This is a genomic window from Mesorhizobium sp. LHD-90, from assembly GCF_030929505.1.
Classification (GTDB): domain Bacteria; phylum Pseudomonadota; class Alphaproteobacteria; order Rhizobiales; family Rhizobiaceae; genus Kumtagia.
In genome coordinates, this window is the sequence record NZ_JAVFVV010000001.1 from 53,942 (window position 1) to 68,346 (window position 14,405).

The 14,405-nt window shown below is 66.0% G+C and carries 18 protein-coding genes; 6 read left to right on the plus strand and 12 right to left on the minus strand.

Annotation, left to right across the window (positions count from 1 at the left end):
* Positions 1-142 precede the first annotated feature (142 nt).
* Positions 143-1,024, plus strand: a complete 882-nt coding sequence (locus RB623_RS00265) for a LysR family transcriptional regulator (RefSeq protein WP_308054729.1) — start codon at positions 143-145, stop codon at positions 1,022-1,024.
* A 72-nt stretch (positions 1,025-1,096) separates the two neighbouring features.
* Here the strand turns inward: RB623_RS00265 and RB623_RS00270 are convergent, their stop codons facing one another.
* From RB623_RS00270 to RB623_RS00315, 10 genes are all read right to left on the minus strand, one after another.
* The gene (locus tag RB623_RS00270; protein WP_308054730.1) at positions 1,097-2,164 is read right to left on the minus strand and encodes a hypothetical protein; all 1,068 of its coding nucleotides are present in this window, start codon (positions 2,162-2,164) and stop codon (positions 1,097-1,099) included.
* Positions 2,161-3,294, minus strand: coding sequence for a cache domain-containing protein (locus RB623_RS00275; protein ID WP_308054731.1), 1,134 nt, complete (start codon positions 3,292-3,294; stop codon positions 2,161-2,163). The genes RB623_RS00270 and RB623_RS00275 overlap by 4 nt, the downstream gene beginning before the upstream one ends.
* Positions 3,295-3,399: 105 nt before the next feature.
* Complete coding sequence (locus RB623_RS00280) at positions 3,400-3,582, minus strand: hypothetical protein (RefSeq protein WP_308054732.1); 183 nt, start codon at positions 3,580-3,582, stop codon at positions 3,400-3,402.
* Between the two features lie 124 nt (positions 3,583-3,706).
* Positions 3,707-3,916 (minus strand): cold-shock protein, encoded by a 210-nt coding sequence (locus RB623_RS00285; RefSeq protein WP_308054733.1) that lies wholly within the window; start codon positions 3,914-3,916, stop codon positions 3,707-3,709.
* Positions 3,917-3,972: 56 nt separating this feature from the next.
* Positions 3,973-4,209 (minus strand): hypothetical protein, encoded by a 237-nt coding sequence (locus RB623_RS00290; protein ID WP_308054734.1) that lies wholly within the window; start codon positions 4,207-4,209, stop codon positions 3,973-3,975.
* A gap of 31 nt (positions 4,210-4,240) precedes the next feature.
* On the minus strand, positions 4,241-5,008 hold the full coding sequence (locus tag RB623_RS00295; protein WP_308054735.1) for a hypothetical protein: 768 nt from the start codon (positions 5,006-5,008) through the stop codon (positions 4,241-4,243).
* A complete protein-coding gene (locus RB623_RS00300) occupies positions 5,005-6,258 on the minus strand; it encodes a D-amino acid dehydrogenase (RefSeq protein WP_308054736.1) in 1,254 nt (417 codons plus the stop codon). The genes RB623_RS00295 and RB623_RS00300 overlap by 4 nt, the downstream gene beginning before the upstream one ends.
* Positions 6,259-6,392: 134 nt before the next feature.
* A complete protein-coding gene (locus RB623_RS00305) occupies positions 6,393-6,653 on the minus strand; it encodes a hypothetical protein (protein ID WP_308054737.1) in 261 nt (86 codons plus the stop codon).
* 41 nt (positions 6,654-6,694) lie between these two features.
* Positions 6,695-6,982 (minus strand): type II toxin-antitoxin system RelE/ParE family toxin, encoded by a 288-nt coding sequence (locus RB623_RS00310; RefSeq protein WP_308054738.1) that lies wholly within the window; start codon positions 6,980-6,982, stop codon positions 6,695-6,697.
* The gene (locus RB623_RS00315; protein WP_308054739.1) at positions 6,963-7,268 is read right to left on the minus strand and encodes a type II toxin-antitoxin system RelB/DinJ family antitoxin; all 306 of its coding nucleotides are present in this window, start codon (positions 7,266-7,268) and stop codon (positions 6,963-6,965) included. The genes RB623_RS00310 and RB623_RS00315 overlap by 20 nt, the downstream gene beginning before the upstream one ends.
* A gap of 193 nt (positions 7,269-7,461) precedes the next feature.
* On the opposite strand from RB623_RS00315, the gene RB623_RS00320 reads away from it, so the two are divergent.
* The 5 genes from RB623_RS00320 to alr all read left to right on the plus strand — a co-directional run bounded on the left by RB623_RS00320 (position 7,462) and on the right by alr (position 13,407).
* Positions 7,462-8,814 carry a murein hydrolase activator EnvC gene (locus tag RB623_RS00320; protein WP_308054740.1) on the plus strand — a complete coding sequence of 451 codons (1,353 nt, stop codon included), beginning with the start codon at positions 7,462-7,464 and terminating at the stop codon, positions 8,812-8,814.
* Positions 8,804-10,129 (plus strand): S41 family peptidase, encoded by a 1,326-nt coding sequence (locus RB623_RS00325; RefSeq protein ID WP_308054741.1) that lies wholly within the window; start codon positions 8,804-8,806, stop codon positions 10,127-10,129. Before RB623_RS00320 ends, RB623_RS00325 begins: the two co-directional genes overlap by 11 nt.
* 172 nt (positions 10,130-10,301) lie before the next feature.
* Entirely contained in the window at positions 10,302-11,450 is a 1,149-nt protein-coding gene (locus RB623_RS00330) for a divergent polysaccharide deacetylase family protein (protein WP_308054742.1), read from the plus strand.
* Positions 11,451-11,606: 156 nt separating this feature from the next.
* The gene (locus RB623_RS00335; RefSeq protein ID WP_308054743.1) at positions 11,607-12,131 is read left to right on the plus strand and encodes an RNA pyrophosphohydrolase; all 525 of its coding nucleotides are present in this window, start codon (positions 11,607-11,609) and stop codon (positions 12,129-12,131) included.
* A gap of 91 nt (positions 12,132-12,222) precedes the next feature.
* Positions 12,223-13,407 carry an alanine racemase gene (gene alr, locus RB623_RS00340; protein WP_308054744.1) on the plus strand — a complete coding sequence of 395 codons (1,185 nt, stop codon included), beginning with the start codon at positions 12,223-12,225 and terminating at the stop codon, positions 13,405-13,407.
* Here the strand turns inward: alr and rlmH are convergent.
* Positions 13,395-13,877 (minus strand): 23S rRNA (pseudouridine(1915)-N(3))-methyltransferase RlmH, encoded by a 483-nt coding sequence (rlmH, locus tag RB623_RS00345; protein ID WP_308054745.1) that lies wholly within the window; start codon positions 13,875-13,877, stop codon positions 13,395-13,397. The two genes, alr and rlmH, sit on opposite strands and share 13 nt — an antisense overlap.
* A gap of 70 nt (positions 13,878-13,947) precedes the next feature.
* Positions 13,948-14,325 carry a ribosome silencing factor gene (rsfS, locus tag RB623_RS00350; protein WP_308054746.1) on the minus strand — a complete coding sequence of 126 codons (378 nt, stop codon included), beginning with the start codon at positions 14,323-14,325 and terminating at the stop codon, positions 13,948-13,950.
* Between the last annotated feature and the right edge of the window lie 80 nt (positions 14,326-14,405).

Below are 14,405 nucleotides of genomic sequence, written 5' to 3' on the forward strand. Positions count from 1 at the left end.
GCCACTTTGGTTTCGCCAGTCGTCAACGTTGCAGGAGTGGCGGGGGGAGCGAAACTGCCAATCTCCCCCCTGGAGGGGGAGATGTCCGGCAGGACAGAGGGGGGTGCGAAGGAGCGCAATCCTTTCCATCCGACACCATCCCATGAACTGGGATGACGTCCGCATCTTCCTGGCCGTCGCCCGCGCCGGGCAGATCCTCGGCGCGGCGCGCCGGCTTGAACTCAATCACGCCACCGTGTCGCGCCGGATCGCGGCGCTCGAGGAGGCGCTGAGGACAAAACTCTTCCGCCGGCTGACCACCGGCAGCGAGTTGACGCCGGCTGGCGAGCGTTTTCTTGCAGTCGCCGAGCGCATGGAAGCCGAGATGATCGTTGCCCGTGCCGAGGTGGCCGGCGAGGGCGACGCGGTGTCGGGTACGGTGCGCATCGGCGCGCCAGACGGGTTCGGCGTCGCCTTCCTGGCGCCGCGGCTGGGCGCCGTCACCGAACTGTACCCGGAATTGAAGATTCAGCTCGTGCCGGTGCCGCGCTCGTTCTCGCTGTCGCGGCGCGAGGCCGACATCGCCATCACCACCGAGCGTCCGAGCGAGGGCAGGCTGGTGGCAGCAAAACTCGTCGACTACACGCTCGGCCTGTTCTGTGCGAAGACCTACGCGGAAAAGCACGGTTTGCCGCAAAACACCGCCGATCTCGCCGCCCACCGGCTGGTCGGCTACGTGCATGACCTCGTCATCAACCCGACGCTCGACTACGCCGCCGAGTTCAGTCGCGACTGGAACGCGGGTTTCGAAATCTCGTCGGCGCTCGGCCAGGCGGAGGCGGTGCGCGCGGGCGCCGGCATCGGCATCCTGCACACCTTCGTCGCCCGCGCCATGACGGAACTCGTGTCTGTCGCCGCTATCGCGCCGATCCGCCGCGCCTATTGGCTGGTCTATCACGAGCAGATGCGCGGCCTGTCGCGCATCCAGGCGGTAGCGGGGTTTATCGCCCAGGCGGTCGAACGCGAAAGGACGCTGTTCTCCTGACCCGACGGTGACGGCTTCGACCGCCGCCGCCCGGCTCGTTCGCTGCGCGGCCGGTCCTCCGGATGTCAGATGTCACGCCAGCGCCACCAGGATGATCGAGGCGGCGGTGGTGAACACCAGCAGCGGGATCGCCCAGACCAGGAAGAGATAGAACTGCTCCTGCACGTAGGCGCCGAAGGCCCGCTCGACGACGCCGAAGCGGAACAAGAGCACGTTGACGGCGAGGCTGATCGCCAGCGTCACATAGTTCAGCGCGAACAGCCGGTTGATCGGATTGTCGCCGGATTCCAGTACCTCGTAGACCGAATTGACCGTGAAATTCAGTGCGATCACCGCGAACAGCCCGCCGATGATGATGTTGACCAATTCGAACGTCTCGATCTGGAAGGCGCCGTCCTCGACCCGGTTCAGCCACACCGCCAGCAACGGGATCAGCAGCGAGGCGAGCAGCGGGATGAAGATCGAGGCGATGACCGGACCGGGATGGCGTACCGCCTCCAGCGACGCGGTCATGGTGGCGTGTGCCGCGCCGTACCAGCCCGGCTCGGCGCTGACCGCCAGGTTGACGAAGCGCAGCGTCCAGCCGTCGAGTCTCGCTTCCGCCGAGGGCCGGCTGAAGTCGAGATCGTCCTGGTCGAAGGCAAGCGTCGCCTGATTGGCCGTCTCGGCTCGCAGCGCCAGCCGCACCTGCAACTGTTGCTTGCCGAAGGGGAAGCGCGAGACGTCGTAGTCGGTGGAGAATTCGCCGGAGACGCGCTTCAGCATCTCGACCCGTCCGTCCGGGAAAATGCGCAGGCCGATCTCGGCAGGGGCGGCTTCCGCGACCTGATTGGCGATCGTCGTGTCCGGCACCCAGATGCGTTTCGCCTCGGCCAGCGCCTCGTCGCCGCGCAGCACACGCGGCGGGTCGTTCGCCTCGGCGGCGGGACGGCGCAGGCGCAGATCCTCCCAGCGCAGGCGTATGTCGACCACGCCTTTGAAACTCGCGGCGTTCTCGTCGAAACCCGACACCCCGACATAGCCGATCGCCGCCTTGACGCGCACCGGCAGACCCTTGTCCATCGGCAGGCTGGCATCTGCGGCGGCCTGTCCCGCCAAGGCCAGCAGCCAGGCGGCCAACGCGAAGAGGAGCGTTCTCATTCGGCCGGCTTTCCGGCGCGCTTGGCCGCCACGCGGTTGTGCAATTCGACCAGCGGCTGAAGTTCGGCGGCAAAACGTTCCGAGCCGGCGACCGGGCCGGATTGTCCACCGCTCGACAGGCCGACGAAACGATCGACCACGACCTGCAGCGGCCGCAGCAGGAAGCCGCGGATGACGGTGATGATGGCGCCGGCCAGGATGACGATGGCGAAGATTGCGAGGCAGGCCTGCCAGACCAGCGAACGGCCCGCCGCGGCGCGCGAGCCGGAAAAGTCGCGAGCCGCCGCGATCACGCCCAGCGATTGGCCGGCACGGTCGCGCAAGGGGATCAGCAGCACCCCGTAGGGCACGCCCTGGGAATCGCGCGCGTAGGTCACCGGCTCGTTGACCACCGATATGTCGGCGTCGCCGGCCAGATCGCTCATCAGCGCCCCGTTGGTCGTCTCAAGCCGCAGGAAGCGGCCGACACGGTTCTGCTCGCTGAACACCGCCGGGTCGACCCCGGAGGCGAAGTCGCGCAGCGGTTTTTCCTCGACGAAGAAGGTGAATTCCAGCCCGTAGGCGCTTTTCATCGCCACCAGCATCGGACCGAAATCCAGGCCGAACTCGACGCTGCCGGCGTGGTTGCCCTGCATGTCGGTGACCGGCGAGACGCCGAAGATCGCTGGCCCGGTGCGGGCGATCGCCAGCCCCTTGACCGATACATGGTCGCGGTTGACGGCAACCACCATCGGCCGGAAACGCGTCAGGTCGTCGCCGAACAGTTTTGGATCCTGCAATCTCAGCAGCGAGGTGGCCGGCGGCACATGGAACTGCACCTGGTCGACGCCGTGCCGCTCCTTCTGTCCCTCGAACATGGCGGCATAGTTGTCGAGCAGCGCCTGCCGGTCTTTTGCCGCCACCGCCTGCCGGGTCAAGGGCAGGGAGGCCAGCATCTCGGCGCGCGCCAGCGCCTTGTTCTCGGCGTCGGCGAGCGCCGTGTCGAAGATCGCCTGCATCAATTCGAACTGGCTCTTTTCGACCGCGTCGGTCAGCCCGCTGAACAGGCGCGCCGACAGGATCGTCAAGGCCGTCACAACCACCACCACCGCAGCGATCAACGCCGCCGGCGCGCTTCTTCGAAATGTCATGCCCGCCCGCCCCATCTCGCATGGAGATGCCCAGAAGAATGCCCCGGCTAATTTCTGGCAGAGGAACGGTGCGCGATCAATCGGTCAGGCGCGGCTATGCGCCGGCTATTTTGTACGCCGCCGCCCGCCCGCCGACTTGGCCTCCGGTGCGGTCACGGCTTCTTGCGCCAGGCGCAGCTTGCGCAGGCGATCGGTCTTGGCATTGCGGGCCTTCGTCTCCGCATCGATGATTGTCCTGGCGGCCACCGTGGTACGGGCCGCGCGGTCCTGGTTGTCTTTCTGGCTCATGGCCTGGCCTCCGACACCTGTCGGCGCTGATCGCCGAAAATAAAAAAGGGCCGGACCAGCCGACCCTCCCGTTCCATGTCGCTTCGGTGCCGGTACGTCCGCGGTCACCATGCGAGATGGGATATTAGGCAGCCGTCAGGCTGTCCGCCGACATCTTGCCGGACTTGCGGTCGCGAACGAGTTCGTAGTTGACCTTCTGGCCTTCATTGAGGCTGCGCATTCCGGCGCGCTCGACGGCGGAGATGTGGACGAACACGTCCGCGCCACCCTCGTCGGGCTGAATGAAGCCGAAACCCTTGGTTCCGTTGAACCACTTGACAGTACCTGTGCTCATGACGATTCCTTTCAATCGTTCTAGAAATATCATCCGGCGAGCAGGTGCACGCCGGATTATTTTTGATCGATTTTGGAGAAGAATTCGCCAGAGCGCGCTTTCTGCAGCGCTTGATAGACAAAATCGGCTAGCAACATCGATTTGAGATACATAGGCTTTTCGGCGCGAAAAGTCAAACCGCGCGGGGGTCGCTCTTTGTCGACCGTGCGCCGCTGCCGTTTCCCATTGAACTGTTCGCCACAGAGGGCCAATTGGACCTTGTCGACGCGTCCTTCGATCCACAAGCGCTGCACGGATGGCCGCAAGCTACCGACGGCGATTTCCCTACTTTGCCTGTATCTCCGCCAGCGCGCGCTGCAACGGCGCCGACGACACCTGGATCGCTCCGGCGAACGGTTTTTCCATGTCGAGGATGAGATAGATGGATGCCGCGAGAAGGCCGGCGGACGCCACGAAGGTGACACCGATCGCGGCGTTGCGCGGCGCCCGATAGCCCAGACTGGCGAAGATGACCAGCAGCCAGGCGACGAGCATGACCAGCAGCGCCCTGGGGATGTCGCCCTCGGACTGCTCGATCAGCATCCAGCGCAGTCCCACGACCTTCTGGTAGTGCTGGCGCACGTCCTGCCAGACCGTCATCTTCTGTGCGTCGGGCGGCTTTATGGCGTCGATCTCCCGGCCGGCCTGGGTGAGCAACTGCTCCGATCTCCTGTCGTCGATCGCATAGGCGCGGGTGTCGGCGTCCGCGTCCCGGGTCACGCCCTTCAGATAGATCGACAGCAATTCGCGCGCCGGTCCGGTTTCCGGTCCGTAGTGCCGGAGCGACCGGTCGAGCAGGATCAGTTCGGTCGCGAAGACATGGACGTTGTCGTCGATCGATTCGAAGGTGTTTTTTGCCGAGTTGATGGTCAGGCCGAGCACCAGCGAGGTCATCACCACGAAGAGGTTGCCGATGACGCGCACCAGATTGTAGGTCTCGTCGGCGCGGTGATGGGCTGGCAGCCGCTCATAGGTCGCCAGTGCGCCAAGCGACGCTCCCGCCAGGCCGAGGAAGACGAAACCGGCGATCAGGGTTTCATTCGTCAAGATCATCGGTAGCGGCTCAGCGCCAGATCCTTGACGTCGATGTCCGGCTTCCGGCCCGAGATGATGTCCGCGAGCACCCGGCCGGAACCGCAGGACATGGTCCAGCCCAGCGTGCCGTGACCGGTGCTGAGATAGAGGTTGGGATAGCGCGTGCCGCCGATGATTGGCGGACCGTCCGGCGTCATCGGCCGCAAGCCACACCAGAACTTTGCGCCCTCGAGGTCGGCGCCGGCCGGGAACAGGTCACCGACCGAATGCGTCAGCGTATCCTTGCGGCCGTCATGCAGGCGCAAATCGTAGCCGGAGATCTCGGCCGTGCCGCCGGCGCGGATTCTTGAGCCCAGCCGGGTGATCGCCACCTTGTAGGTCTCGTCCATCACAGTCGATTGAGGTGCGCCGGCCTCGTCCTTGATCGGCACGGTGATCGAATATCCCTTGATCGGATAGACCGGCAGCGACAGGCCGAGCGGCCTCAGCATGATCGGCGAATAGCTGCCCAGCGCCACCACATAGGCGTCGGCGGCCAAAAGCCCGGCGCTGGTGGCGACGCCCGTCACCTTGCCGCCCTCCGTGACGATGCGCTCGATCGTCGTGCCGAAGCGGAACGTCACGCCGCGGCCCGCCGCATGCGAGGCCAGCCTTTCGGTGAACATCTGGCAGTCGCCGGTCTCGTCGCCGGGCAGGCGCAGCCCGCCCACGAATTTGCCTTTGACCCTGGCCAGCGCGGGCTCGGCGGCGATGCAGCCGGCAGGGTCCAGCACCTCGAACGGCACGCCGAACTGTTTCAGAACCTCGACGTCGCCGGAAATGCCGGCGAGTTGCTTCTCGGTGCGGAAGAGCTGGAGCGTGCCCTGGCTACGCTCGTCATAGGCAATGCCGGTGGAGGCGCGCAGCTCGCGCAGGCAGTCCCGCGCATATTCGGCAATCGGCACCATGCGCGCCTTGTTCAGCGCGTAGCTCCTCGCGTTGCAGTTCATCAGCATCTTGAGCACCCACGACCACATTGCCGGGTCGATGAGCGGGCGGATGACCAGCGGGCCGTGTTTCATCAGCAGCCATTTGATCGCCTTGACCGGAATGCCGGGCCCGGCCCAGGGCGAGGAATAGCCGGGCGACACTTCGCCCGCATTGGCGAAGCTGGTCTCCAGCGCCGGGCCGTTCTGCCGGTCGACCACCGTCACCTGGTGGCCGGCCTCGGCAAGATAATGCGCGGCGGTCACGCCGATCACGCCGCTGCCAAGGATAAGGATCTTCATCGTCGCCCCTCGCTTTTCGAACTGGCCCCCGGGGTCGCGAACGCTTTTTTCCCACGGGAGAACTCGCCCTGCGCAGCCAAGGCCGGGCAGGCTGCGTCATTGAGGCAGAAGCTGGCTCAATGGCAACCACCTTGTCATGCGCCATGGATGGATTGTCCGCGAACAGTTTCGTGCCGGACGCGACGTGCGCCGGGTAGCATGGGCATCGGCGGGGGAACGCCGGACCAGAGGACGGCAGCGTCCCCGCTTCGCGCCGCGAACCGGTCGGTCGCGGCGATGACGGCATCGCTGACGCTTGAATGTCCCGCGCCGTGGCCGGCCTCGCCGATCAGCACCAGTTCGCTGCCCGGCCATGCCCGCGCCAGTTCCCAGGCGATGTCGGGCGGGCTGCTCAAGTCGAGTCTTCCGTGGATCAGCACTACGTGGATGTCAGCCGTTATTCGGGTGGCCATTGCTGGGCGGCGTGCAGCACCCTCAAGATGGTCACGGCGCGGGCGTCCTCCACGTAGACGACCACATAATTCGTGCGCACGTTCATCTCGCGTGTGCCGGCCATTCGGCCCGGCCGATAAAGTTTTGGATACTCCGGCAGCCGCGCCACCTTGGCCTCGATGTCATCCTTGACGCGCTGCGCAGCCTTGGGATTGTCGTCGGAAATGTAGTCGATGATTGCCAGCAGATCGGCGCGCGCGGTGGCCTTCCATTCAAGCGCCGGTCCGGGCACGGCTCTTCCTGTCGATCAGCGCTTGAGCCTCATCCATGACCTGACCGTGGGGCACAGGAGGTCTGGTGTCCGCAAGGGCTTCCCCGACCTTGGCGCGGAACCACCGGTCGTAGGCTTCAGCGTCCGACGCAAGGCCGGCGGGCAGCCCGCCTTCCTTGGCGACACGGGTCAGAAGGATGCGTACGGCATCGGATATGGTCAGTCCTACGCCGGCCAGCGTCTCCGACGCGGCTGCCTTCAAATCGTCGTCTACGCGGACATGCAGCATCGAGGTCCGGTTGGCCATTCCAATTCTCCGGGGTTCCGAGCCAATATGTATCTCATTTGAGATACGTGCAACTGGTGATCTGGCAGTATACCGCCCGAACTTTCGCCAAATTGCTGTTCGAAGTTGCGCCATGCGGGGCGCATTTATGGTTGATGGTTCGTTAACAAAGGCCGGAGTAGACTCCCGCCCGAACGAACCCAGTGCCGGAAAAATGGCCGACAGGACGAGACGCATTGCGGACAGGCTTTGCCGCAGCGTGGCAGGTGCCGCCATGCTGCTGGCCGCCGCCATGCCGGCTTCCGGCGAGCAGGCGGCCGTCACGCCACCGGCCGGCCCGGAAGCGCAGGGCGCCGCGCCGCAGGCCGAGGCGAGGCGCGCCGAATACGAATCCGTCAGCCACGACATCCAGCTTTCCGCCGACCGCCTCGAAACGCTCGCCGCGGAGGTCGCCGGGGTCAAGCAGGACTATGCCTCGATCACCGCCGCGCTCATCCAGGCCGCCAAGACCGAAAAGAAACTCGGCCAGGACATCGAGGTGATCGCGCTCAGGCTCGACCGGCTGAAGGCCGAGGCCGACACGGTGCGCGCCTCTCTCGCCTCGCGGCGCGGTGTGCTGGCGGAAGTGCTCGGCGCGCTGCAGCGCATGGGGCTGAACCCGCCGCCGGCGATCCTGGTCAGGCCGGAGGACGCGCTGTCGTCGGTGCGCAGCGCCGTCCTGCTTGGAGCGGTCGTACCGGAACTCAGGCACGAGACGGAGACCCTGATGGCCGACATGGCCGAGCTGTCGCGCATCGCCGGCTCGATCGAGGCCGAGCGCGGCCGACTCGCCGCGTCGGCCGCCGACCAGGTCGCCGAGCAGCGTCGCCTCAACCTGCTGCTGGAAGCCAAGCAGAAGCTGCAGGGCGAGACGGAGGCCGAACTCGCCGCCGAGCGCAAGCGCGCCGAGGAACTCGCCGCCAAGGCGGGCAGCCTGAAGGAATTGATCGCCTCGCTCGACAAGCAGGCAGAGAAGGATCGCGCCGCCGCGGAACTGGCGCGCGCCGCCAAGGAGAAGCTGCTTGCCCGCGACGCCGAGATCGCGGCGCTGCCGGAGAACAACCGCAGCATGGCCTCGCTGCCCTTCCCGGCCCTGCACAACCAGTTGGCGCTGCCGGTCAACGGCCGCTTCAGCCGCCGCTTCGGCGGCAAGGACGATAACGGCGGCGTGATGCAAGGCGACACGGTTGCGACACAATCGGGCGCCATCGTCACGGCTCCCGCCGACGGAAATGTGCTTTATGCCGGGCCTTTCCGCTCCTACGGACAACTCTTGATCCTTGACGCGGGCGACGGCTATCATGTCGTCCTGGCGGGGATGGACAGAATCACCGTCGCGCTCGGACGTTCGGTTCTGGCTGGAGAGCCGGTCGGAGCGATGGGGGAGGCCAGGGTGGCGAGCGCTCTGGCCAGCAAAGTGGCGAATGGGCCGGAACTCTATGTCGAGTTCCGCAAGGATGGAAAACCCGTCGATCCGTCTCCCTGGTGGGCGGAGCGTCTTTCTGGAAGGACAGGGAATGATACGTAAATTGTCGCTTCTGTTTGCCGGAGCGTTGATGGGCGCATCCGCCATGAGCCTCGTCTACGGCGCGGCCGGCACGACGGCGAACGCTGCGGGGTCCGAGACCTACAAGCAGCTCGCCATCTTCGGCGACATCTTCGAGCGGGTGCGCGCGCAATATGTGACGCCGCCGGAAGAGAAGGCGCTGGTCGAGAGCGCCATCAACGGCATGCTGACTTCGCTCGACCCGCACTCCTCCTATCTCAATCCGGAAGCCGCCAAGGACATGCGCGTCCAGACCAAGGGCGAGTTCGGCGGCCTCGGCATCGAAGTCACCATGGAGAACGAGTTGGTCAAGGTGATCACGCCGATCGACGACACGCCGGCCGCCAAGGCAGGGGTGCGCGCCGGCGACTTCATCTCGGCCATCGACGGCACCGAGGTTCGCGGCATGACGCTGAACGACGCCGTCGAGAAGATGCGCGGCCTCGTCAACACGCCGATCAAGCTCACAATCCTGCGCGAAGGCGCCGACAAGCCGATCGAACTCACCATCGTGCGCGACGTCATCAAGGTGAAGGCCGTCAAGTTCCGCGTCGAGGAAGACGTCGGCTACATGAAGATCACCTCGTTCACCGAAAAGACCTTTGACGACCTGGAAAACGCCATCGCCGCGATCAAGAAGCAGGTGCCGGACGACAAGCTGAAGGGTTATGTGCTCGACCTGCGCCTCAACCCCGGCGGTCTGCTCGACCAGGCGGTCAGCGTATCCGATGCCTTCCTCGACCGCGGCGAGATCGTCTCGACGCGCGGCCGCGATCCGAAGGACGTGACCCGCTTCGACTCGCGGCCCGGCGACGATATCGGCGGCAAGCCGGTGGTCGTCCTGGTCAACGGCGGCTCGGCCAGCGCCTCGGAGATCGTCGCCGGCGCGCTGCAGGACCACCGCCGCGCCACGGTCGTCGGCACGCAGTCCTTCGGCAAGGGCTCGGTGCAGACCATCATCCCGCTCGGGGAGAACGGCGCGCTCCGGCTCACCACGGCGCTCTACTACACGCCGGCCGGCAAATCGATCCAGGGCAAGGGCATCACGCCCGACATCAAGGTCGAGCAGCCGCTGCCGGAAGATCTGAAGGATGTCGACACCACGCGCGGCGAATCGGATCTCAAGGGCCACATCAAGGGCGCCGACGAGAGCGACCAGGGCTCGGGTTCGGCCGCCTATGTGCCGCCGGATCCGAAGGACGACGTGCAGCTCGGCTACGCGCTCGACCTCCTGCGCGGCGTCAAGACCGATCCGGCCTTCCCGCCGAATCCGGACCGGGCAGTTCTCCAGCAGTAAGCGTTTTCGGGAGCGGCGGAGAATTTCTCCGCCGCTTTTTCGATCGGCGAAGCGTATCCGCCGCAGCGCGTACCGGGTTGGTTTGTGGCTTGCCTTGGCGAAAGCCTGCCGCAAGCTTCCGATGGCACGGTGAAGCTGGCGGGATTTGCCTTGGTTGGCAAAGGGGTGCGGCTTGTCGGTTACGCAACGGGAAATCGAACGTCCGCTGGGGCAGGGGCTGGCGACGGTCAGCCATACGCCACGCCTGACGCCCTCCACCATCGCCTCGGGCTTCGCGGTCCTCGCCATCCTCGCGGCTTCCAGCGCCATCGCACTGCGGGACAAGCCGTTCCGAACCCCCGCGCCCGTTGTCACCACCACACCGGAAGTCGCCGCTGCGACCGGCGATCTCGTCCCCGCAAAACCCACAGCCGCCGGGGCCGACGGCGGCGCAAAGATCATCCAGCTCGACCCTGCTGATCGGCCGGCCAGCAGCGGCGTGGTGGTCATCCGCGACCCGTCGACCATCGGCCAGAACCTGCGCGTCGCGCATCTGCCGGACCCGGCGCTGATCGAGCGCACCGACAGCGGCCCGCTGCCGATCCGCGCCGCCGACGGCAGGCGGCCCTTCGACGTCTATGCCCGGCCCTGGTCGGGCGCTCGCGGCGCTCGCGTCGCCATCGTCATCGGCGGTTTCGGCATTTCCCAGACCGGCACGCAGAACGCCATCCAGCGCCTGCCGGCGGAGGTCACCATCGCGTTTTCGCCGCAGGGTAACAGCATCGGCCGCTGGATGCAGGCCGCCCGCCAGAAGGGCCACGAGATCGTCATGCAGGTGCCGCTGGAGCCGTTCGACTATCCGAACGTCGATCCTGGCCGCAACACGCTGACGGTCGAGGCCACGGCCGAGGAGAATCTCAAGAACCTGCGCTGGGCGCTGTCGCGCACCACCAACTACACCGGGGTGATGAATTTCATGGGCGCGCGCTTCTCGGCCGATGGCGCCGCCATGCAGCCGTTCCTCGCCGAACTCGGCAAGCGTGGCCTGCTCTATCTCGACGACGGCTCCTCGGCGCGCAGCGCCGCGCCCGAACTGGCGTTGAAGAACAGCGTGCCGTTCGCAGCCGGCGACGCAGTGATCGACGCCGACCGCGACCGCGGCGCGATCCTGAAAAAGCTCGACGAAATCGAACGCACGGCCCGCGCCAAGGGGTTCGCAATCGCAACCGGCTTCGCCTTCGAAACGACCATCGAGGCCGTCACCGGCTGGGCCGCCGAGGCGAAGAAGCGCGGTATCGAGATCGTGCCTATCTCGGCGCTGGCAAGCGACCCGGAGCGGTAGCCACCGCTTCCTCTACCCGTTTTTGAGAGGCAATTCCCGCGGGGGAGCGTGAGCGCTCAAGCCGGCGCGTCTCGAAGCGCGCAGACTGTTCATAAAACGCCGGGGTTGCTGCTATAGGTCTGAGCCTCGTGGTTCAAAGAGTTCCCCGGAGCCTTCATGTCCAAATCGAAAAAAACCGTCGCTCCCGAGACTCTGCCCTATCGCCCATGCGTCGGCGTGATGGTGCTGAACCGCGACGGACTGGTGTGGACGGGCCACCGCATCGCCCAGCCGGACAGCGAGTTCGCCGGCACGCCGATGCTGTGGCAGATGCCGCAGGGCGGCATCGACAAGGACGAGGAACCGTATCCGGCGGCGTTGCGCGAGCTCTACGAGGAGACCGGCATGAGGAGCGTCTCGCTGCTCGCCGAGGCGCCTTACTGGATCAAATACGATCTGCCGGCCAATCTGGTCGGGATTGCGTTCAAAGGGAAATACCGCGGCCAGACGCAAAAATGGTTCGCGCTGCGCTTTGACGGCGACGAGCGCGAGATCGCCATCAACCCGCCGCCGGGTGGCCACGAGCCGGAATTCGACGACTGGGCCTGGAAGCCGATGGACGAACTGTCGGACCTGATCGTGCCGTTCAAGCGCCACACCTATGTCGAGGTGGTCGCCGCCTTCCGGCATCTGGCTGCGTGAGAGGCGCGCTGGACGTCAGCGTTGCCGCCGAAGGGTTGCGGCGGCCAGACCGTGGCACTACTCATTGCCGCTCGACCAACGGAAGAGAACCATGCTGAAGCGCGACGATCACGCCGGTTCGGCCGCGGGTGCTGCAACGCTCGACCCCGGCCTTGTGCAAGCCGGTGCGGTGCTCACCATCGACCTCGGCGCCATACGCGCCAACTACCGGCTGCTGCGCGACCGTCAGGGCGGCGGGCGCTGCGCGGCCGTGGTCAAGGCGGACGCCTATGGGCTGGGCGCCGAAAAAGTAGCGCCGGCGCTGGTCCGCGAAGGCTGCGACAGGTTTTTCGTCGCCCTTCTCGGCGAGGGACTTGCCCTGAGAAAGATACTCGGAGCGAACCCGGAGATTTTCGTGCTCAACGGCCTGCCGCCTGGCGCGGAGGCCTTTTGCGCCGCTGCCGGCCTGATACCGGTGCTGAACAGCGAGGCCCAGCTTTTCGCCTGGCGCGCGCTGGCGGCGAAGCAGGAAAGAACGCTGCCGGCGGCGGTGCAGGTGGATAGCGGCATGGCCCGGCTCGGCATGCCGCCCTATGAAGTCGATCGCATCGCCGCCGACCCGCATGCCTTCGATCGCATCGACCTGAAACTGGTGATGAGCCATTTCGCCCGTGCCGACGAGCCGGGCGAGGCGTCGAACGCCGCCCAGCGCAGGGCCTTTGCCGCGCTGGCCGAAAAGTTGCCGGCAGCGCCGCGCTCGCTTGCCAATTCGTCCGGCATTTTCCTTAACCGCGACGACATTGCCGATTTTGCCCGCCCCGGCTGCGCGCTCTACGGCATCAACCCGCAGCCGGGACTGCCGAACCCGATGCGCCCGGTCGTGCGGCTCGACGCCAAGGTCATCCAGACGCGCGAGGTCCCCGCGGGGACCGGCATCGGCTACGGCCACGCGGCAAAGGCAACGGTACCGATGCGGCTTGCCACCATCTCGTTGGGTTATGCCGACGGCTGGCACCGCCGCGCCGCCTCCTATGCCTTCCTTGCCGGCAAAAGGCTTCCTTTCGTCGGCCGCGTTTCGATGGATTCGATCATCCTCGACGTCACCGCTCTGCCGCCCGGATTGCCGGAACCCGGCGCGCTGGTTGAACTCATCGGTCCGCACCAGAGCGTCGACGAGGTCGCCGCCCAGGCCGGCACCATCGGCTACGAGGTGCTGACCAGTTTCGGGTCGCGGTTTCACAGGGTGTATTTGGGGATTGACGAGGGCGAAGCGACCGCTCGCCTTCAAACCCGGTGATACGGGTGCCCGGAAAGGATCGTCGTCGCGCGGTAAAGCTGCTCGGCCAGCATGAAGCGCACCATCTGGTGCGGCCAGGTCAGCGCGCCGAACGACCATAAAATCGCCGCCCGCTCGCGCAAGAAATCGGCATGCCCGTCTGGCCCGCCGATGGCGAAGACCGTGTGTCTTCGGCCTTCGTCGCGCAGCGCGCCAAGCTTTTCGGCGAATTGTGGGGAAGAAAGGTTTTTGCCGCGCTCGTCGAGCAGCACCAGCGCGGCCTTCTCGTCGACGAAGGCAAGCAGCCGGTCGGCCTCCTCGCGGCCACGCTCGCCCGCGCTCGCCGCCCGACTCTCGGCGATCTCGGTGACGCCCGAAAAATCCAACCCGAGCGTCGGCCCGCTCTTCAAGAAGCGGTCGAGATAGCGCGCGGCCAATTCTTTCTCGGGGCCGGCCTTCAGGCGGCCCACGGCATGGATCGATACCTTCATGGCGTCCCGCCTTTACAGGCGAACGCCGCCCGCCGCCAGACGTCGGGTCAGGCGGGAGCGCAGCCCGGCATCAATGCAAGGTCTCTTCCTCTAGGTCCGGCGTCTGCCACATCTTTTCCAGATTGTAGAATTCGCGGACTTCGGGGCGGAACACATGCACGATCACATCGCCCGAATCGATGAGCACCCAGTCGGCGGCCGGCAGCCCCTCGACGCGCGCATTGCCGAAGCCGGCGTCCTTGAGCGCGGTCAGGAGATGTTCGGCAACCGCCGCCACGTGACGGTGCGACCGGCCCGACGCCACCACCATGTGGTCGGCGAGGCTGGACTTTCCGCGGATGTCGATGGGGACGATGTTTTCGGCCTTGGAGTCGTCGAGACTGGCAAGGACTGTTTCGAGGGCGCGGGACACGGAGTCTATTCCGCTGATCCCGGCCGGCGAAGGCACGAAATGCGCCTTCTTCCGTAGTGCTGTTCTCAGTGTCTTTCCTTTCGCATCAAGAACAACTGCTTCATCCGCCAAATCAG

What these genes read in the sequence shown, in the direction of transcription:
- alr (WP_308054744.1), top strand. Translation starts at nt 12,223, where the DNA reads ATGCTGAAGCGCGACGATCACGCCGGTTCGGCCGCGGGTGCTGCAACG.
- rlmH (WP_308054745.1), bottom strand. Translation starts at nt 13,877, where the DNA reads ATGAAGGTATCGATCCATGCCGTGGGCCGCCTGAAGGCCGGCCCCGAG.
- RB623_RS00325 (WP_308054741.1), top strand. Translation starts at nt 8,804, where the DNA reads ATGATACGTAAATTGTCGCTTCTGTTTGCCGGAGCGTTGATGGGCGCA.
- RB623_RS00275 (WP_308054731.1), bottom strand. Translation starts at nt 3,294, where the DNA reads ATGACATTTCGAAGAAGCGCGCCGGCGGCGTTGATCGCTGCGGTGGTG.
- RB623_RS00285 (WP_308054733.1), bottom strand. Translation starts at nt 3,916, where the DNA reads ATGAGCACAGGTACTGTCAAGTGGTTCAACGGAACCAAGGGTTTCGGC.
- RB623_RS00295 (WP_308054735.1), bottom strand. Translation starts at nt 5,008, where the DNA reads ATGATCTTGACGAATGAAACCCTGATCGCCGGTTTCGTCTTCCTCGGC.
- RB623_RS00265 (WP_308054729.1), top strand. Translation starts at nt 143, where the DNA reads ATGAACTGGGATGACGTCCGCATCTTCCTGGCCGTCGCCCGCGCCGGG.
- RB623_RS00335 (WP_308054743.1), top strand. Translation starts at nt 11,607, where the DNA reads ATGTCCAAATCGAAAAAAACCGTCGCTCCCGAGACTCTGCCCTATCGC.
- RB623_RS00315 (WP_308054739.1), bottom strand. Translation starts at nt 7,268, where the DNA reads ATGGCCAACCGGACCTCGATGCTGCATGTCCGCGTAGACGACGATTTG.
- RB623_RS00270 (WP_308054730.1), bottom strand. Translation starts at nt 2,164, where the DNA reads ATGAGAACGCTCCTCTTCGCGTTGGCCGCCTGGCTGCTGGCCTTGGCG.
- RB623_RS00300 (WP_308054736.1), bottom strand. Translation starts at nt 6,258, where the DNA reads ATGAAGATCCTTATCCTTGGCAGCGGCGTGATCGGCGTGACCGCCGCG.
- RB623_RS00320 (WP_308054740.1), top strand. Translation starts at nt 7,462, where the DNA reads ATGGCCGACAGGACGAGACGCATTGCGGACAGGCTTTGCCGCAGCGTG.
- RB623_RS00280 (WP_308054732.1), bottom strand. Translation starts at nt 3,582, where the DNA reads ATGAGCCAGAAAGACAACCAGGACCGCGCGGCCCGTACCACGGTGGCC.